The 19,921-nt window shown below is 41.6% G+C and carries 12 protein-coding genes, 1 pseudogene and 1 CRISPR repeat array; of the genes and pseudogenes, 1 reads left to right on the forward strand and 12 read right to left on the reverse strand.

The annotated features are described in order from the left end of the window. Positions 1–129: 129 nt before the first annotated feature. Positions 130–2,163: direct repeats of the CRISPR family, unit length 32 nt; unit sequence GTTTCAACTCACAGCTACCCGTAGGTAGCTGG. 190 nt (positions 2,164–2,353) lie between these two features. The 9 genes from cas2 to EDC44_RS12110 form a co-directional block, all read right to left on the reverse strand. Beyond that, the gene (gene cas2 / locus EDC44_RS12065; protein ID WP_131978488.1) at positions 2,354–2,647 is read right to left on the reverse strand and encodes a CRISPR-associated endonuclease Cas2; all 294 of its coding nucleotides are present in this window, start codon (positions 2,645–2,647) and stop codon (positions 2,354–2,356) included. Positions 2,648–2,713: 66 nt separating this feature from the next. Continuing rightward, entirely contained in the window at positions 2,714–3,871 is a 1,158-nt protein-coding gene (gene cas1 / locus EDC44_RS13290) for a CRISPR-associated endonuclease Cas1 (protein ID WP_243647948.1), read from the reverse strand. Between the two features lie 81 nt (positions 3,872–3,952). Beyond that, positions 3,953–4,621, reverse strand: coding sequence for a Fic family protein (locus EDC44_RS12080; RefSeq protein WP_131979372.1), 669 nt, complete (start codon positions 4,619–4,621; stop codon positions 3,953–3,955). A gap of 74 nt (positions 4,622–4,695) precedes the next feature. Next, positions 4,696–5,367, reverse strand: a complete 672-nt coding sequence (gene cas4 / locus EDC44_RS12085; protein ID WP_131979398.1) for a CRISPR-associated protein Cas4 — start codon at positions 5,365–5,367, stop codon at positions 4,696–4,698. Between the two features lie 6 nt (positions 5,368–5,373). Then, positions 5,374–6,213 carry a type I-C CRISPR-associated protein Cas7/Csd2 gene (gene cas7c / locus EDC44_RS12090; RefSeq protein WP_131979375.1) on the reverse strand — a complete coding sequence of 280 codons (840 nt, stop codon included), beginning with the start codon at positions 6,211–6,213 and terminating at the stop codon, positions 5,374–5,376. A 23-nt stretch (positions 6,214–6,236) separates the two neighbouring features. Further along, positions 6,237–8,282, reverse strand: a complete 2,046-nt coding sequence (cas8c, locus tag EDC44_RS12095; protein WP_131979378.1) for a type I-C CRISPR-associated protein Cas8c/Csd1 — start codon at positions 8,280–8,282, stop codon at positions 6,237–6,239. After that, positions 8,279–9,010, reverse strand: a complete 732-nt coding sequence (gene cas5c, locus EDC44_RS12100) for a type I-C CRISPR-associated protein Cas5c (RefSeq protein ID WP_131979381.1) — start codon at positions 9,008–9,010, stop codon at positions 8,279–8,281. The genes cas8c and cas5c overlap by 4 nt, the downstream gene beginning before the upstream one ends. Before the next feature lie 10 nt (positions 9,011–9,020). Next, positions 9,021–11,462, reverse strand: coding sequence for a CRISPR-associated helicase Cas3' (cas3, locus tag EDC44_RS12105; RefSeq protein WP_131979384.1), 2,442 nt, complete (start codon positions 11,460–11,462; stop codon positions 9,021–9,023). Between the two features lie 228 nt (positions 11,463–11,690). Next, the gene (locus EDC44_RS12110) at positions 11,691–15,203 is read right to left on the reverse strand and encodes an autotransporter outer membrane beta-barrel domain-containing protein (protein ID WP_131979387.1); all 3,513 of its coding nucleotides are present in this window, start codon (positions 15,201–15,203) and stop codon (positions 11,691–11,693) included. A 283-nt stretch (positions 15,204–15,486) separates the two neighbouring features. Between EDC44_RS12110 and EDC44_RS12115 the strand changes: the two genes are divergently transcribed. Beyond that, positions 15,487–16,971: a DASS family sodium-coupled anion symporter gene (locus EDC44_RS12115; RefSeq protein WP_131979389.1), complete on the forward strand. Its 1,485-nt coding sequence runs from the start codon at positions 15,487–15,489 to the stop codon at positions 16,969–16,971. Between the two features lie 86 nt (positions 16,972–17,057). Here EDC44_RS12115 and EDC44_RS12120 read toward each other — a convergent pair whose 3' ends face one another. The 3 genes and pseudogenes from EDC44_RS12120 to EDC44_RS12130 form a co-directional block, all read right to left on the reverse strand. Beyond that, the gene (locus EDC44_RS12120; protein ID WP_131979392.1) at positions 17,058–17,924 is read right to left on the reverse strand and encodes a hypothetical protein; all 867 of its coding nucleotides are present in this window, start codon (positions 17,922–17,924) and stop codon (positions 17,058–17,060) included. A gap of 147 nt (positions 17,925–18,071) precedes the next feature. Continuing rightward, positions 18,072–18,941, reverse strand: coding sequence for a hypothetical protein (locus tag EDC44_RS12125; protein WP_131979395.1), 870 nt, complete (start codon positions 18,939–18,941; stop codon positions 18,072–18,074). After that, positions 18,941–19,921: pseudogene (locus EDC44_RS12130) on the reverse strand (hypothetical protein); the annotation flags it as partial. The gene EDC44_RS12125 and the pseudogene EDC44_RS12130, both read right to left, overlap by 1 nt.

Consider the following 19,921-nt stretch of genomic DNA (forward strand, 5'->3'; position numbering starts at 1 on the left):
GCTAAATGTGCGTCTTGATTGTTTCATTTGGGTTTCCTCTTTTGGATGGTATTTTACCACCTATTGAGGACTGCAAGATTAGTGTATCACTACAGTGTGCCGGAATTAGTTAAGGTGCTTAACCATTTAGTTTCAACTCACAGCTACCCGTAGGTAGCTGGCAACAATAGAAAACAAGTCCAAGTTTCCTACGGTGTTTCAACTCACAGCTACCCGTAGGTAGCTGGCAATGGCGGAGTCAATGCACGTCGCCGAAACCAAGTTTCAACTCACAGCTACCCGTAGGTAGCTGGCCTAGAAACTTAACCCGCCAATCGCACCCTAAAGAACGTTTCAACTCACAGCTACCCGTAGGTAGCTGGATTCAAAACCAAGATGATTTATTTCAGTTATTAGTTTCAACTCACAGCTACCCGTAGGTAGCTGGTCTATCCAGTATAAAGGGGATGTTACATGACAAATAGTTTCAACTCACAGCTACCCGTAGGTAGCTGGAACAGCTTATTGATTCTCTCAATACTAATTGGATGTTTCAACTCACAGCTACCCGTAGGTAGCTGGTCATTTGAGACTATCGGACAACGAATCAGACAAAGTTTCAACTCACAGCTACCCGTAGGTAGCTGGACCTGAAGCCGAACCCTTTGAAGCGTGGGTATTTGTTTCAACTCACAGCTACCCGTAGGTAGCTGGAAAAGTTAATTAAATATTTAAATATAGCCACTACGTTTCAACTCACAGCTACCCGTAGGTAGCTGGAGATTATATCACCGCTTACAATAGTGAAGATGAAGTTTCAACTCACAGCTACCCGTAGGTAGCTGGAGTTGCCGAATTAATGGATAAAATATCAATTGATGTTTCAACTCACAGCTACCCGTAGGTAGCTGGCGATGGTGTGCAGATTTAACACCGGTTAAAACCTGTGTTTCAACTCACAGCTACCCGTAGGTAGCTGGTTTTACTTGCTGCGGTTAGTCCGCAAGATAAAATTGTTTCAACTCACAGCTACCCGTAGGTAGCTGGCCAACAACAGTAAGCATATTAGGGGGGATAATATGTTTCAACTCACAGCTACCCGTAGGTAGCTGGGTGCTAGTTATTTTGTGCAAGCAATTAAATATTAGTTTCAACTCACAGCTACCCGTAGGTAGCTGGCACAACAAATCCAAGCATCTATGCCATCGGTGTTGTTTCAACTCACAGCTACCCGTAGGTAGCTGGACACCACATTTTAAGAGCTGATTAATAGTAAAAATCGTTTCAACTCACAGCTACCCGTAGGTAGCTGGCTTAAAAAACAAGCAATCAAAATAACCTAATCCATTGTTTCAACTCACAGCTACCCGTAGGTAGCTGGACAAGGCGATATTAACAAGCTGCTTGAGCAAGCAGTTTCAACTCACAGCTACCCGTAGGTAGCTGGGACGGCACAGTGTGGAATATTAATGATGACTACGAAGTTTCAACTCACAGCTACCCGTAGGTAGCTGGATTTTTAGCTAAGTCAGCAGCAGTCCACGACGAGTTTCAACTCACAGCTACCCGTAGGTAGCTGGGATATTAGTGTTGGGTTAGCTTGGGCTAAGTATTGGTTTCAACTCACAGCTACCCGTAGGTAGCTGGAGCCGTATTGACAGCAAACGAAGTGGCATCATTTGTTTCAACTCACAGCTACCCGTAGGTAGCTGGGTGAATTATGTGCCGGAGTATCCAAGTTAAATAATGTTTCAACTCACAGCTACCCGTAGGTAGCTGGAAATTCATTTTTTTGGTATAAAATTCAAAATAAATGTTTCAACTCCCAGCTACCCGTAGGTAGCTGGGATAAAATAAATTATGCAATACCCAATCGTTATTGTTTCAACTCACAGCTACCCGTAGGTAGCTGGCTTATGTAGGTATCCCGGGCAGTGGGAAAAGTTATGTTTCAACTCACAGCTACCCGTAGGTAGCTGGTTTCTTTGGGACTACCTCAATTTACTCGTTGCACAGTTTCAACTCACAGCTACCCGTAGGTAGCTGGTTTGACTGTTCCCGAAATGACGTTTTGTCATTTGGGGTTTCAACTCACAGCTACCCGTAGGTAGCTGGCACCAATGAGCAGCGGGAATTTATAGTGATATGAGAAGTTTCAACTCACAGCTACCCGTAGGTAGCTGGTCCCTATAAAATAAAATATTGAAATACCAAACTTTATTACCTGTTATTCGCTAACGGTTTATAGGAAGTCAAAAAAGTATAGCATATTCGCCGGACTCGTTATGCTATTTTTTCTAATTGCCTGATTATTAAAGGACTTTTTCGATTCGCTAATCTTACTCTATTTTTATGAGAACTACAGGTTAGCGATCTATAGAATCAATGTATCTTTAAAAATATCAACGGCAGGTTTTGCGCCGTGATGTTCCACTTTGTTACGCCATTTACTTCCCAAATGGTAAAAGCGCAAACTGTCGCAATCCGGGTTATATGTCGCCAGTAATTTATTTTTTAATCTAACCCATTGATCAGGTGTCACATCACACTCAAACACTGAATATTGAGCTCGAACACCATAATCTAAACAATGCTTGGCAATTTGGCGTAGGCGTTTTTGTCCTTCCGGATCGTCGAATGAAATATCGTAGGTAATTAACATCAGCATATCTAACTATTCCTCAATAAGCGAAGCTGAAAAGAGCGGTTAAATTTCAACAACATTTTACAAAGACTAACGCATTAAAAAGGGTGGATATTCAGCCAAATCACCGCGCAGATGGCGAGCCAATAACATCGCCTGAATATAAGGTAACAAGCCTATTTCTACTTCTTCCCCTAAAAAGGGATGCGTAATTTTTTCTTGCTTTTTCGCCTGCAATGTCTGAAACAATAACTTTCTCGCTTCGGGTTTAAGCATTACTGCTCCGCCGGCTTCCGTCACAAAATCACCCGGTTTAATTTGCCCTCGATTAATCAGCGACAACACCATTCTATCTGCCCACCAAGCACGAAATTCTTCCAGAATATCTTGCGCCAGACTGTCTCGCCCCGGACGATCAGCGTGCAGAAAACCGATTTGCGGATCTAAGCCCACACCTTGCAATGCCCCGCTGATATCCTTACCCACAATGCTGTACAGCAACGACAGCAACGCATTGACACCATCTCGTGGCGGACGGCGATTGTGCCCGTCAAAATGAAACCCGCTATTTGCTTTAATCAAATGCGAAAATACCCCGAAATAGCGAGAAGCCGCATCACCCTCAATACCCCGAATCAAATCTAAATTGTGCACGATTTCCAACTGTCGCAAACTGTAATTTAACGCCGTAATGGCATAGCGAGAAGCCGCATCACCCTCAATACCCCGAATCAAATCTAAATTGTGCACGATTTCCAACTGTCGCAAACTGTAATTTAACGCCGTAATGGCATAGCGAGAAGCCGCATCACCCTCAATACCCCGAATCAAATCTAAATTGTGCACGATTTCCAACTGTCGCAAACTGTAATTTAACGCCGTAATGGCAGATTGAAGATCAGCATTTTCACCGTGATTGCGAATCTGGCGTTGCAGAACTCGCTTAGAGGCTTGGATTTTCGCCGCGATAATATTGCGAGCAATCGGCACAGGATTTTGCTCCGACACCTTATATTGCGCTCGGCGTAGCAACACATTGCCACTTTGCCGCCCTTGCAACCGCCCAAGATAGCGCCCGTTTTCCGTAAAAAACGCCAAATTGACGTTATTTTCCCCACAAAATCCCATCAGAAACGGCGAAACCAACACATTACCAAAACAAAAAATATGTCCGATAGAATGTATCGGTAACTGTGCCACTTTTTTTCGATCCTGCTCCACCACTAAAGTTTCACGTTCTTTATGCAATTAGCTACCTTGAGTGGTGATGTAGAGTGTGTTTTGGAGTTTACGCATAATTGGAAAATTCCTGAAATTTTGACCGCACTTTTACTCAAACGCCCGATAAATCCGTTCATACTGGCGTGTTAAAAACGCAATCATCGGGGCTTTTTCACCGATTTGGTAAAAATCGAGCATCAGTTGATTGTATTCCAGTTTGCTGTCGGCAAATACGGTGAGCGGGGCGAAGCCGTGGCTCATTAAAACACCGCTCATCATCAACTGCCCTGTGCGTTTGTTGCCATCATAAAAAAACTGAGCACGGGCAGCATCAAGAAATAAGCCGAAAGCTTTTTCGGGGATTGTTGCAGCGATGGCGTAGTTTTCCAGTAAGACTTCAAAAGCGGTATTCAAGGGTTCGCCCGCTTGCGGTGGACGATAATCCGTACCGCTGATACCCACCTGCCCGCTCCGAAAATCGCCTACTTCCAATGCTTCTTCTTTTGCAACTAATGTATTGATATAAATAAAATTTTCTTTGGAGACGGTAAACTTCTCAGCGGCAACCTGGCGGATAATTTCCTGCCAACCACTAGCAATATTTAAAACCTGATTTTGATCGCTGATTTTATGTCCGCCAACGGTAATGCCCGATAACGTAGTTTGAATTTCAGGAAAGGTAAATGGGTTATTTTCCAGCTGTGCCATTTGGAAAATAAAATCGGGGCGCATTTTTTGTGCGATAAAAAGGGCTTTTTTGTGTCCGACCGGAAGCATTTTATCTCCTTATTTTATAAAATTACTCGAAAATCAACCGCACTTTTACAGCTTACAGTTTTTATTTTGATGGATTAATCTTCCCCAAACAATCTCTCCACATACCTTTTCGATCTATCCTTCTCTAACAACTGCGGTTGGCAGAGATCGAACAGTGAACAGGCTTTACAGCGTTTGCCGTATTCAGGAGCAGGTGTTTTTCCGCTGTTTAAAAGTGACCGCACTTGGTCAATAATCGCAAGCGTTTTGGCGCGTAATTCAGGGGAAAACGTGATTGGCAGGCGATGGCAGGTTTGCATATACCATAACGCCCCTTCGTTGATCGTCTGCCCTGTCATTTCTTCTAGACATAACGCTTGGGCACAGAGTTGGATTTCATCCATTGGGTCGGGTTTCGGTTTGCCACGTTTGTATTCCACCGGCTTTAATTCATCGGTTTTAAGATTTCTTTCGACCAAATCCAAAATGCTACTAATGCCCAGTTTTTCCGCCGAGACGTGAACCGTTCGCTCAAAACGAATGCCTTTGCGAACTTCCGGCTCGCCGGAATCCACCCGTTCGTGTAATGCCCTGCCTTGTGCGGTCAGAAAATTCTCCGCCCACGCCTGTTCGTTATGAATCAACGCACATTGGCGCGGGCAAAAAGCGTAATGTTGCAAAGCGGAAAGCGAAATTAACCGCTTGTCATTGCTCAATGACGGCTTAGCAAGCGGTAAAATTTCTGTGGAATTTTGCAAATCCGTCATTCTCATTTAGAAACCGTCAATTTCTTTTGGCTCTAAACCGTCTAGCTTATTCAATGTATAACTGCCATCAGCATTAACATTTAGGCTGCCGTGCACTTTGGCTGAAGAATATTGCCCTGATTTGCAATTATGTTCCCACCAAATTAGCTTAAGCACTTGCATTGAACCTTCTGGGCGAGCTGAAGACGCGTCCCCCTCAAATAGCTTAGTTAATACGGATTTGATTTTTTCGGCATCGTCATCTGAAAAGCCTGTTCGTTCGGCAAGTTGCGGTGACATTGCACCAAAGGCAACATAAATGCCGCTGTTAACACGGTGTTTCATACCCATTGTGTCGGACGATTTTTTGCTGCCATCGCCTTCACCACTGACACTTTTGGTAATTTGTGTACTGGTAATAATTACGGGTTTAACACTGAATGCTGAATGCAAGGTAACGGGACCGCGTACAGCGATGGATACGCCCGAAGTCTCATTGTTTTTTGCGAAAGCGAATACTTGTCCGAAACTGCGAACGTCCAACCATTTTTCACACGCTTTTTTAGCCGTTTCGTCTTTATTGGCTTTGGCGTTGAATGCATTTACCCCCAAACCAACATTTTCGTCTTTAGCACGGTTGGCAAGACTGGTCATACCGTCTGTTTTCTTTTCATCGGACTGCACAAAAATATTTTCGCCGCTATCTTGCAGGCGGTCACGGATTTTGCGTTTTAAGCAGACATCTGTTATTTCGCCAAAACCTGCAAAATCAGCACGAGGACGGTTACCATTGAGAGGATCGCCATTGGGATTGGCGTTGGTTACTTTTAAGATTAAGGCGAAATCGATTTTTTTAGTTAGACTCATTTTAATTTTCCTTATAAAGTCGGTTATTCAATTGTGTCGGTTGATTTTGCTTTGGCGGCTTTGCGTTCGGCAATTTGGCGAATAGTTTCCATTTTCTGGCAGTGATAGCCGAGCAAAAATTCGCCACTGAGTTTGTCGTCACAAGTGAAATCGGCAAGTTCAAACAGTTCCATAATTTCACTGATAGTTTGACTGCCAGTATCTTTGCCACGGTTGCGCAAACGCTCTTGATAAGGTTTTAACGCTAGTTCAATGTTGCGCCAAGTGGCAAACGGATGTTCAGCAAAATGCTGCATATAACGTTCAGCAGTGGTAGCTCGTTTCTCGTCCGCCAAATAAAGGGCGTAGGATTCAATGCTTTCGGCAACAGCTAGCAGCCTGCCGAACAAATAATCGCGTGAGCGGTTTTCTAAATCTAAACTCATAGAATAAGTTCTCCGTGGTGATGAATTATAATGACGGGCGTGCCAGCCTTTGTATAAAGCGCAGGCGATGCCAATATTGCGTTGCCATTCCCAGTTTTCACAGCCGTTTGGATTACATGCTGTCTGAAAACTTTTTTGTACCAAATCAAATGGTATCGGTACGCTATGTCCTCCTGCAATAACAGGCAGAAGGCGGGCGTAAAGTTGTTTTTGGGCTTTCTTCTCTTTATCTTCCCTCTCAGCTCTACTTAATATTGTTTGGGCAATAGCAAATGGCGATGGTGGTATAAATGCCCAAACCGTTTGTTTTTTATTCGATTTTTTGGCATTCGGCTTTTCAATACTGTACCGTTGATACCAAGACATATCGTCTATCCACGCATCTAAATTGGCAAAATAGTCGGCAGGCAGAAATTCTTGGTAATAGGTCAGAGCCATACGCCCCGGGGTTGCAGAATCAAGCATTAACAGGGAAATCTGTTCGTGGGCCTCTAAGTTTGCCTGATAACCGTGCAGTTTCTTTTTGATAATATCTGCGGCAGCTTTACCGATATTGACTGACCAGTCAATATCACCAATTTCGTTTTCATACGATATTTCGGCTTCAGTTTCTGCCGCACTTGTGTCTAAATTGTCCCAATCGATTTCATCAAAGTTGTCTTTCATTGGTGATGGAATTTCTTTACCGCTGATTGCCCATGCAACGGTCACTTGAGAACCGTTACGGATACCTTGACGTTTAATTAACCATTTCAACATATTAAATGCTTTTTGAGAAACATCTCTACCCAAGCTAGCAGCTTGCTTGTCCGTTTGAAAACGACCAAGAAAAGTTAAACCTTCAGTATCATTGGCAGAAACTAATTTGGCATTTCCTTCAATCTTTGGATATGCTGTTGCCGGAAAATCTAGTTCGCCCGTTGCGTAACACAAGTCTTTTTGATTAAAACTCAATTCATCCAGACTTTCTTGATACCTAATCCATTCCGTTTTAATACTGCTTTTACTCCATAAGTCAGAATGTGGATCATGTGGCATTTCTACTGCCCATACGATAGTTAAGCTAAAAGGATCATCATTACCAGACAACAAAATGTTTTCCTTAATAGAAAAAATATTTTTCGACAATAAATCTTCGATTAATGAACCCTTTTGTACATATTCGGAAACAACTTTAATTTCATTCACATTGCTAAATTCAGCCCATTTTTTCAGCTGCTGCTCATAAAATTCAAAACTTTTTTGATATTTTGCTTTTTCTTCATCAACAAATTGTTTCTTTCCATCTTCTGTATCAGATAAAAATGCTTTCCACTTTTTTCCGCTTTCTTTTTCAGCTACTTTAGAAAGATATTCAATCGTCAAATATTGTCCTGCTGTTTTAGCTATATATTGCAAACTGTCATGTAAAGCATAAGCCGCGATAGTTGAGCCGGATCGTTTCGATGATTTTTCAGTTACTTGAATAGGAACTTGTTTCTTACCATCGAAACGTTCTGCCTGAACAAGCTCTCCCTTATCATTTAAAACCACTTTTAAATGAACTGCTTTCGGCATATGAAAAGGTAACGCTAAATCTTCATCGTCTATTTCCAGTTCTTGTACATACTCATAGGTTTTATACAATTTTTGCATCCAACTCATAATCCAAGCTCCTCAGCCTCATCTTCAACAGGTTTCACATTCTCACTACGTTTGAACGGTTTTTCAGGTTTCATTTTACGGATAAAACGGGTTTTCAGACAGTTTGTATCATTTACACTTGGGAATTCAATCACACCATACTGCATATTCGCTGCCCAAAATCGGCTAATCAGTTCGTGGTTACCTGTTTCTTCAGGATAACCGAAGCTATGGAACATTAATCCAAAATCCAGATTGTCGATGTCATCGAAAAATCCCTTACCTTCACCAAACTCACAAGGTTCTACATAGCCTTGACAATCGCGCGTACCGAGAAAGATATCCTGCCGTCCACCGCGTTCCAGCATTCTTTTTGCAATTGCCATATGTTTGCCGACATTGCGGTCGCCTTTGAGTTCTTCCCAGTTTTCGTTCCAAGTAAAATGAGCTTCTACTTGATATTCTACATCCTGCAAAAAGGTGTAAATCGCTAAAGTATGATGAGCTCCTTTAGGGGACTCCCATTGTCTTGGCTTGGTGGACTTGCTTTGAGTACGTATCGGCTTCATTACGCGGATACGGTCAATATGCCAGATCAGGGTCGGCTTCCAGTAAATGCTTCTTAGGATGCCCTTAACGGCTTCGTAAGTCGGCACTTGGTAGCTGAATTTTTCACCACCTATTTTAGTTATTGGATCAGTGAATAACGCTTGTCGCCCCCAAACACGGAAACTAATTTTATTTTTCATGTTGCACCTTCTAAAAATCGTAACATGTCATCTCGCCAGTTTTATTAACTGACAATCCATATTCGTTGTTGTAATACTCTTCTTTCAAATAATAGATCCCCGAACCTGCCTGAACCTCATGCACTGCTTGTTCTTTTTCCAACTTTTCCCACACTTTTGGAAATATGTTGACACTATATTGCTGCACCGCCTGCAAAGTGCGGTACATTTTTTGAGGATTCCATGTACCGCATAGTTCAGCGATCAAGTCTTTACCTTTACCATACGGCACTATCACGGCACGGGTCGGCGCATCAATCGCTTGAAATGCTAGTCCGGCACTTTTAAATGACTGCATCAATAAAGGAAAAGGCTTAGTACGCTTGTCATTTTTAGGCGAATACACATTCAAACAGTTATCAGAAAGCCAATCAAGCAAACTGCCTGATGAACTGCCTTTGACGGAATAAGCCATTTCGCTGCTGCGATTGTAAAAATAGCATTGAAAATACTGTTGCATCGCCATAGGCTGCAAAATATCCTGTCCTGCAAATTCGCGCAATATGCGGTCGGCATTTTGCTGACCGATATCTATATCAGGCAACACTTTTGTCAAATCAGGCTCTTTTAGATTTAACACATAAACTTGCCCTTTGCCATATTTTTCACCGTGACGATTGCAGCGCCCGGCGGCTTGGGCAATGCTGTCCAAGCCCGCTAAGGCACGAATCACGCATTCCATCGAAATATCCACTCCGGCTTCTATAAGCTGAGTACTGATGCAAATAACAGGTTCTTTGTTTTTCAGACGGCGTTTAATTTCATCAAAAATGCTTTTTCGATGGACTGAACATTGATTAGTGCTTAAATGGAACAACGCTTCAGACGGCACGTTTTGCCTTTGGCAGTATTGGTAAAGTTCCTGCGCCCATTTTTTGGTATTGACGATAAAAAGACAGCTTGATGCCGTCCGGAACCGTTCCATTAAAAAAGAACCCGCTTCATCAAGCAACCAACCACCTGCTTTTTGTCGATACGAGATTTCCACACGAGACAAATCAGCGAATAATTTATCTAACGCTTTGTTTTTACCCATAATTTCAGGATCATTCGTTAGTTTCAATTCGCCAAACGCCGATTTAGGCAATTTATCAAGTAACGGTTGGGTTGCCGTACACAATACCGCACTGGATTTACCGAATTGCGTAAGCCAGTTCAACACATTATTAAACAAATGCACGCATTTCACGGGCAAGGTTTGGATTTCATCGAAAATTAACACGCTGTTCGTCATTGGGTGAATATGTCGCACACCGCGCGTACCACTACCAAACCATGCATCAAGAAACTGCACCATCGTGGTAAAAACTATCGGCTTATCCCAGTTTTCCGAAAGCAGTTTGTCCTGCCAGTTTTGTTTTTCAGGTTCAAGATTGGAATGATGTTCAAGAACCCAACTGTCATCGAGAATATCACGCACGGCTTGCGCATTTTGATCAATAATGGAAGTGTAAGGAATGATATAGATAATGCGGTCGAGATTATGTTGTTTGGCATGATGCAATGCGTAACGCAAACTTGCTAAAGTCTTGCCTCCACCTGTTGGCACAGTGAGAGTATAAGTACCTTGTGGATCCGTCGCTCGCTTTAGGCAGGTTTCAGAAATCTCTCGACGGATTTGATCAATAGGATAACAAATTTTAAAATTTGCCAAATGGCTTTCAAGTTTTTCGATCGCCTTCTGCCAACTCGGTTTCTGTGTCAGACGGCGTAAGCTTTTTTGCTCTTCGCGCTCAAAATCCGCACTGTTGATACGATCGGCATCAATCAGGCAACTGAACAGAAAACGGCTCAAACAGCCAAGATAAAATTCTTTGATTTTTATGTTAGCTTCTTTATCTTTAAGTATATTAAGTATCGGTTTCCTCAATTCTTGTATCAACGTTTCAGTCGCTAACAATTCAGCTTGCCGCAAAACCATCTTATCGGCATTTTGTTCGCATTCCGCCAAATGTGTCAGCATATCCTCTTTTTGAAAACGCTTTATCCAAATTGCTTCACCTTCAGGACTTAAACAATCAATTAAGCCAACGCCATGATGAGAGGCAATACATAACCCTAATATTTGTGCAATAAGTTCTCCAATACCGTTCTGTACTCCGAATTTCTTCAGATGACGATATATCCACTGCGCACCTGCGGTGGAATGATCAATCTTATGACCATTCGGCAAGACATAATCATTATCGGCATCAGGGTCAATACCTGTTACTGCTTTAATATAATCCTTAAAATCTTTGGAATATTTACCGAAGTCATGCATTAAGCCTAAAAGCTGTCCTGCTATAGGTAGATTAAGTTTTGAAGCCAGTAAGCTCGCAATCTGTGCTGTTTCAGTTAAATGCTCTTCAAGAGTTTGAACTTTTTTATCATTCTTACGAATATGAGCAATATAAGAAACCTGTTCTTCCATTTTATACCTTTATATTTCTCTCCTGATTAAGTAATACTACCTCCAACCGGTTCACTATGTCTATTCAAAAATAATATTTTTTACAACTGAAACATAATGTCGCAAAAGTGCGGTCGATTTTTGACACGTTTTGCTCATTTTTCACCGCCATATTATCATCTATCTCAAACACATTTTATCTTATTGATTGATAAAAATTCGCCGTCAACGCTCCTTTCTTTACTACGGCTATTTCCAAGTATATTGATAACCTACCGTACCGCGATAAGCTTCACGTTGGTTTCGAGTCAAATTACGTTCATAACGCCCATCAACATAGAAATAGCTATTTTGTGTAACCGGCAGTTGGAAACCGATACCCAATTCGCCCCAAAGTGATGAATAGTTTTCTCGTACAGTATCAGAACCTATTTTCACCGCTTTCGGCTTAACTAAATCCGTCCAAAGATTAGCCACTGTATAGAAATTAATAGCTTGAACTGTTTCTGCCATTTGTTGTGCATTATAAGCTAGTCGCACGCCTACACGAGCACGGATATTATGTTGAGTAGAATAATCTATCTGTTTTGATTTACTATCCGTAAAGTCATTTAATTTAACGGCTTGGTACATAATTTGAGCTTGCGGTTCTAAAACCCAACCGGAATTTGGCAAATCGAACACCTTACCCGTTTCCGCAGATAAGATAGCACTCACGCCTTTATTTTTATATGTCACTGCTGTACGGCTGTTATAACTATTTTGGATGCGGGATAACTGACCAACTAAATCCACATAGCTACCATCTGTTGAATAGCGAGTATGCGTTAATCCTAAACTCCACATATCGGTTTTGGTACGACCGGTATATTTATCATTTGTTATAATGCCGTTTTCTGCTCTGAATTGATCATTGAATTTAGCATTACCATGAGAAAATGCACCATAGATACCGGTGAAACCATATCCGCCATTAGCAGTATGCGTTGAGCTAAAGTCATAACCGATTTGAACTCCATTTACTGCGAGATCAAAACCTAAACGCTCTTTCCCATCTAAACGCAAATGGCTACCAAGCAATTTTGCCCAGGCTTGTCCATTAGCATTTTGGCCCAAATATTGATTATCACCTCGACGTTCGTGGAATGTCCGCAATACTGCATAAGCTTGTTCTAAATTTGCCCAAGGTGTTTGAACATAACCCGATACGGTATTGTCGTAAATTGTCGGATCTGGTGTTGGCGCTGGTGTTAATGCCGAAATAGTCCAGTAATATTCATCTTTACCATTTACGATACGTTTGGCTAACTGTGCCTCGGCGGCTCCAGTAGTAGAGGTTATTCCGGTAAATACGGTATCTCCGGTAATATTTACATTTATCACCGGAATAGTATTAATAACTTGAGAAATTTGTTGTATGTTACCGTCAATAATATTTTCCGTACCATCTGCTTTTACTGAAATAACCTTAGTGCTACCTGTTGCCGTACCGGAAATATTTAGTATATCCGATTCAGAATCGGAACCTCCGGCATCACCGGGAGCATTCCAAATGGTATTCAATTTAATGGTACTACCACTATTACCGATATAATTGCCATTAATATTCAAAGTTTCTGTGGCCGTTGAGGTGCTTGTTAGATCGATAGTACCACTATTAGTTACTTGCCCTTTCACTGTGGCAGTTTCAGCGGAAAGTCCTAATGTGGAACCTGCATTGATATTTAAGCCGTAATTTTTATCTGCAGAAACTGTTAAGGTATCGGTTAGCTTGAATGTAGTGTCATTGAGATTAACGGTTTCCCAATGAAAAATATGTCTTCCACCGGCTGATACTGTTAAATTATTAATATTCAAAGTATCAATATCACCATCTGAAATTTCGTTATCATCACCGCCATCCAGTACTTGCGAACCATCATAACCTGTTGAGCTGATAATCGCTGTGTCGGAACCATCTCCGCCATAAAGTGCATTAATAGTTGAAGCGTCAGACCAAATAAAATTATCGTTACCTGCATTACCATAAACCGTACCGTCTATCTGTGCCGTACCCGATACGATTATTGTATCGTCGCTGTCATGATCAGAGCTACTATCTATACCGTTTTCTCCACCATAAACATTACCGTTTACAATAGCATTATCAGTAATCATTATAGTATCAGCACCTCCGGCACCCTCTACTTTGTCTAATGTTGCATCGGTAGTCACGGTAATAATATCGTCAGAAAGACAGCCTAAACCGTCATATTTTCCAGCGGTTACACTATTCCCCACGGTATGTGATCCATCAGAGCAATTACTGCGTAAATACCAGTCATTTGTGTCAATCCCTGTCGTATCAACACTTGGCGCAACACCATCAATACCTTGATATAGACGATAGGTAAACTGTTGTTTATTATTAGCACGCAATGAAATACTTTCTCCGGTTAAAACAAAATTATCACCGGTAGAATTTCCATCTACTTGTACAACTTTAATTCCTCGAGTTGTTAAATCTCCCGAACCGCCCACATTATTTACCATAATATTAGTTTTGCCGCTAACATCACCGCTGACAATCAATATATCACTTTTTGATGAACCGTTATTATTGGCATCATCATCGTCTAATTTTGTACTTAATACCAGCTTAGAATTATCTGATGTAGATTCATAATTTTGCACAGTGAGTGTGGTGCTTGCTGTATTAGCCGCTTGAGTATCTGATGACAGCACCACCGTACCGGCATTTCTTAATAATCCGGTACTTTGGCTGTTACCGTTTAAAGATAATGTACCGGCTGTATCTACAAAAATATTTGGGGAATTTCTGAAAATATTCTCAGTTTCGGTTTGCACTATGCCATTGAGCACTTGCATTGTGCCTCGATTAACAATTTTAGAAAACTTGGTTGTACCTACTGTATTGTGGTAAATATCAAAACGAGAAATGGGCACATTAAAAGCATACTCACTATCTGTCTGGGAAAAAACTAATGAATACAGTGATTGAGCTGTAGGTATAAAATCAATATTTTGCGAACGTCCGGGTAAAGACTTCACATTAATTATGCCTGCTTTTGCATTATCGCCGATGGTTAATGAAAATTCGTTTTCAATACTAATCGAAGGAATAGTTAAAGTGCCTCTATCTTTTAAAATAATAGCTGTTTTTCCACCACGTCCGCTGGACCGTACCATTGAAGCATAATACAATTCCGAACCTTCTCCTTCTATAAGAATATTCGCGGTAGAACGTTTACCTGGTGCAGGATTGTCATTCCATGCCCAGAAATTTGTTGTAGCAGTTGTATTTTGTATGACTTTGGCACCATCGGATATAGTCAAATCACCGCTGGCCGCTGAGTTACCTATGTTAAATGCTCCCGACGCACTATTGTTTTCCCATTTGGTACCTTGTCCGGTAATAGTAACAACGCCATATCCTCCCCGTTGGTTACCAATATGAGCTCCTGTACTAATCACTTGAAAGCCATTATTAACAGTCATAGTTCCCTCACCTTGGAAACCGATGATAATAAAACCACTATTTACCCCATCATTAATGGGCGTATTAGAATTTTGTCCGGTGAGTTCAATCTCCGCATTTACCATAGGCGACACCAATAATCCGGCAAAACTTGCTTTTATCAACCAAGAAAGTTTTGTAATACGAAAATTGTGAGAAGGACGATTTGAAGTAAAAACAGATTGAGCGTGATTTGTACTACCCATCGTAGTACGATGAAATTGATGAAATAATGTTGTATTCAAAATATACCCCTAAACTTAAAAGAAAAATATGACTCCAGGCTATATTTTAACACTATAAAAAAATAGCTCAATTATTAAACATATATTTATCAAATAGTACCGCATGTAAACAAATTGTTATGATGTCACTCATTTAACATACTGATTAAGCTATTTTCATATTCTCAATTTCATAAAAATTCACCAAATTGATTGCTAAGCACTTAAATCTACTTATAATGGGTTATATTTATTTTTTGTTTTGAAATAAGCAGGTCATATCTTAACTATAAGGGGGCAAAAAATGGCAGAACAAAAATCAGCAAGTCCGGCAAGTTCATCCCAAGCCTCACAAGTTGAAGTAAAATTGGGCGTGAATTTGACCGGACTTATTATTTCTATCATTGTGGGATTGGCAATTTATCTGATTCCTACACCGGAAGGTCTGAGCCAGCGAGCGTGGGGAATGTTGGCACTATTCGTGGCAACAATTGTGGCGATTATCGCTAAAGCGGCACCGATGGGAGCAGCGACCTTGCTCGCATTAGTGATCAGCGGTGTTACCGGCTTAACCCCAATCAAAGCCGGTAAAGACGAAGTGGCGATGTTATCCGGCTTCGCTAATGCAACCATTTGGTTAATCGGTATCGCAATGTTCCTTTCCCGTGCGGTGATCAAAACTGGTTTGGGTAAACGTATCGCCTTGTATTTCGTTTCCAAACTCGGCAACCGTATGATGGGTGTTGCCTACGGTATCGCTATTGCAGACTTAATCATTTCTCCGGGAATTCCGTCTGCTTCGGCTCGTGGGGGCGGTATTATGTATCCGATTATGCAATCAATCGCTGATGCTTATGACTCCAAGCCGGGACCGACTGCACGTCGTGCCGGTGCATTCCTGGCAATTGCCGTATCGCAAATCGATACGATCGCCTGTACCATGTTCTTAACTGCGATGGCAGGCAACCCATTAATCGCCGAGCTTGCAGCCGGTCAAGGGGTCACTATCTCTTGGACAACTTGGTTCTTGGGCGCAATCGTGCCCGGCATTGCCAGCTTGATTATTTTACCTTATTTAGTGTATTTGATTTATCCACCCGAATTGAAAAAAACGCCGAAAATGGCTGAAATGGCGAAAGACGAATTAAAACGCATGGGCAAAATGAGTACTGCTGAAATTATCTTGGCGCTTGATTTCGTCTTACTATTATTACTTTGGACGGTGGGCGATTTAGTATTCCATATTCCGGCAACGGTTTCCGCCTTTATCGGTTTGGTGATTTTACTGGTATCAAACATCATGAGTTGGAAAAATATCGTGGCTGAAACCACGGCTTGGGATACCATGTTCTGGTTCGCGGTATTGGTAATGATGGCGAATGCCTTAAATAAATATGGTGCGATCGCTTGGATCTCCACTCATATTTCCGCTTCTATCGGGCAATACAGCTGGCCGATTGCATTCAGTATTTTGGTGCTGGTGTATTTCTATACCCGCTACTTCTTTGCTTCCGCAATGGCACATATTTCCGCCATGTATTTAGCCTTCCTGGCAGCAGCTATTGCCGTCGGCACACCGCCGATGTTGGCAGCCGTTGGTTTGGGGTATACTTCTACGCTATCCATGAGCTTAACCCAATACGCCGGTGGCCCCGGTCCTGCACTATTCGGCTCCGGCTATAACACGACCGGTCAATGGTGGGGGGTAAGTTTTATTGTTTCTATCGCCTCTTTAATCATCTGGTTCGGCTTAGGCGGTGTCTGGATGAAACTGCTAGGCTGGTGGTAATTGAAATCCGATAATCTTAAAAATCAGGCAAAATCGACCGCACTTTCCGCTTTATCCCCAAAAGTGCGGTCAGATTTTAATAAGTTTTACAGCTCATCGCCGTATTTTTCAAGCCAGGCTTGGATTTTTGCTTCGGTTTTCTTTTCATTGTAGCCGAGCGTTGGGAATAGGCTGAAGCGATAGAACCAGCGGAAGTAATCCTGCCAAATGGTTTTTTGTTTGTTGAAATAGCGGGCAAATTCGGTATCGGGATTAGGACTTCTTAAATAATCCACAATAAAATCGCGTAAATAATAGCTTTGATATTCGCACACAGGGCGATACGCACCCAGTGCTACCGAGGCTTTTTTATTGCGTGCGGGATTTTCATAAGGAATATCCATAATCAGGCAGCTCATGGCGTCCCGATTCAGCCAGGAGGAATGAAAATCCGTTTGCAGAAAGTAGATTAAACGCTGTTCGTTCTGCTTTAAACTTTCGGGATATTGTTTAATATAAAATCTGCCCCACCATTGGAAATAAATCAGACGGCGTTTAGCGTCAATACGTACCGGACGGGCATTGGGAAGGCAAAGTAAAATAAACCAGAAAATTGGGAATAGGATATAGAACCAGCCTAAATAACGTCGTTCCTTATGTTTATCAAATAATTCGATAGCAAATTGTTCAAAATTGGTGCCAGCAAAAGTGTAACCCAGATTTTTGGGATCTTCATAAAAACTAAAAGTATCTTTGATCCTATCTGTAGGCTCTAATGCCCATTGAATATCGTGAAACATTCCAGTTTGATTAAATATGTCATAAAGCGTTATAGTGGTGACAATCAAAAACCAAGGCCAAACCAAAATGGCTTTAAAATAACTTAAGTTATAACGTGTGATTTCCAGCACACCATTGCCCAACGATTTCACATTACGCGAAACCATATCCGGAGTGTAGTTCGGTGTATACATTAATAGTTTCCTTCTAAGATAATTTCACCTTCAAAATAATCGGCACAGCAGTTTTGAGTATTTTACGCTAGTCATTGATAAAAACACGCCTAAAAGTAACCGCACTTTTAGTTTTCGCTCAAAAGTGCGGTCTGATTTTTATAGGTTTTATTGCCCATCCCCGTATTTTTCAAGCCAGGCTTGGATTCTCGCTTCGGTTTTCTTTTCGTTGTAGCCGAGGGTTGGGAATAGGCTGAAGCGATAGAACCAGCGGAAGTAATCCTGCCAAATGGTTTTTTGTTTGTTGAAATAGTGGGCAAATTCGGTATCGGGATTAGGACTGCTTAAATAATCCACAATAAAATCACGTAAGTAATAGCTTTGATATTCACACACGGGGCGATAAGCACCCAGTGCTACCGAGGCTTTTTTATTGCATGCGGGATTTTCATGGGGAATGTTCATAATCAGGCAGCTCATAGCTTCCCTGTTAAGCCAGGAGGAATGAAAATCCGTTTGCAGAAAGTAGATTAAACGTTGTTCGTTCTGTTTTAAAGTTTCGGGGTATTGTTTAATATAAAATCGGCCCCACCATTGAAAATAAATCAGGCGGCGTTTAGCGTCAATACGCACCGGACGGGCATTGGGCAGGCAAAGTAAAATAAACCAGAAAATTGGGAATAGGATATAGAACCAACCGTAGTAGATTCTGTGTCCATACATCTCTAACATTTCATTTTTAAAGATCTCATATTCGTTTATTGGAATATCCTTTCCTTGTGCTAATAAACTTGATGTATAAAATTGCCAATTATTGTCCAATGCCCAATCAACCGATACAGCCCATTTTATATCATTAAACATTCCGGTTTGATTGAAGATATCATAGAATGTCATAGTGGTGACAATCAAAAACCAAGGCCAGACTAATATCGCTTTAAAATAGCTTAAGTTATAGCGTGTAATTTCAATCACACCGTTACCAAGAGGTTTCACATTACGTGAAATCATATCCGCGGTGTAGTTTTTCGTGTTCATTAATATTTTCCTTCTAGTACAATTTCACCTTCAAAATAATCGGCACGGTGCTTTTGCCAAAACGTATCGGTTTTTTCGCCCAGTTTCGGGTATTTTACTTTAACCACAAAAATATCAACACCGAGTTTAGGGTAGCCTTGTGTCTCCACAACCTTAATAGATTTATAACCACGAAACAGTTTTTCTGTCGAAAGATCAATCAGCACATTGCCTCGATGTTCGGTTCGTTTTGGCGTGATCGGGATTTCTATGCCTTGTAATGACGCTATCGCTTCATTGGCATTGCCTGCATAGATATGTTCATATTGGGTGACAACCACTTCCAGGCGGGAAAGGTAATCTTTTTCTTCCGAAAATGCCGGACAACTCACTTCTAAAAGCTGCCATTGATGATATCGGGTTGACACCGTTAATCCCCAAGCCAGGTTGTAGTAGGCTTCCATTTCTTTATCAAAGGATGCCTTAATTTTATTGAAGTCTTTATTTGAACTCTCACCTAATGCTTTTGTAATTGGTAATCTAGTTTCTAAATCCTGCCTCGCATCCCCCCAATAATCTAACGAATTCCCCCAAAACCCTGTTCTTACCCAAGCCTCATAAGGATTATCCTTGAAAAAGGAAACCACCACACCTAAGATAACCATTGCCGCCCCCACAATGCCTAATGCCGGGGCAAAACCGGAAACAAAGCTCATTGTCGACAGTAACGAACAAATTTCACCCACCGCTAACAGCACCGCCGCATCACGTTGGGCTTTATCGCCCCTGCCCGAAGCCTGTTTAAAATCCTGATAGGCAATAATTATTGCCATCACACCGGCAACACGTCCGATATTTTCAAAGGCGATAAGTTTATCCCAAATTCGGGTGCCGGGTTGTGTGCCGACACTCGGAAATGGAAGACCGTAGCGTTTGGCGGCGTTATTCAGTTTTTTAAATAAGGTTTCGGTCGCCTGTTGGGCTAAATTATTTTTTTTGCG

It is taken from the genome of Cricetibacter osteomyelitidis, from assembly GCF_004340985.1.
Classification (GTDB): Bacteria; Pseudomonadota; Gammaproteobacteria; order Enterobacterales; family Pasteurellaceae; genus Cricetibacter; species Cricetibacter osteomyelitidis.

Bases quoted from the DNA above. Each gene is read 5' to 3' on its own strand.
- cas8c (WP_131979378.1), bottom strand. From the start codon at position 8,282: ATGAGTTGGATGCAAAAATTGTATAAAACCTATGAGTATGTACAAGAA.
- EDC44_RS12080 (WP_131979372.1), bottom strand. From the start codon at position 4,621: ATGCTTCCGGTCGGACACAAAAAAGCCCTTTTTATCGCACAAAAAATG.
- cas2 (WP_131978488.1), bottom strand. From the start codon at position 2,647: ATGCTGATGTTAATTACCTACGATATTTCATTCGACGATCCGGAAGGA.
- EDC44_RS12125 (WP_131979395.1), bottom strand. From the start codon at position 18,941: ATGAACACGAAAAACTACACCGCGGATATGATTTCACGTAATGTGAAA.
- cas3 (WP_131979384.1), bottom strand. From the start codon at position 11,462: ATGGAAGAACAGGTTTCTTATATTGCTCATATTCGTAAGAATGATAAA.
- cas5c (WP_131979381.1), bottom strand. From the start codon at position 9,010: ATGAAAAATAAAATTAGTTTCCGTGTTTGGGGGCGACAAGCGTTATTC.
- cas7c (WP_131979375.1), bottom strand. From the start codon at position 6,213: ATGAGTCTAACTAAAAAAATCGATTTCGCCTTAATCTTAAAAGTAACC.
- EDC44_RS12120 (WP_131979392.1), bottom strand. From the start codon at position 17,924: ATGTATACACCGAACTACACTCCGGATATGGTTTCGCGTAATGTGAAA.
- cas4 (WP_131979398.1), bottom strand. From the start codon at position 5,367: ATGACGGATTTGCAAAATTCCACAGAAATTTTACCGCTTGCTAAGCCG.
- EDC44_RS12115 (WP_131979389.1), top strand. From the start codon at position 15,487: ATGGCAGAACAAAAATCAGCAAGTCCGGCAAGTTCATCCCAAGCCTCA.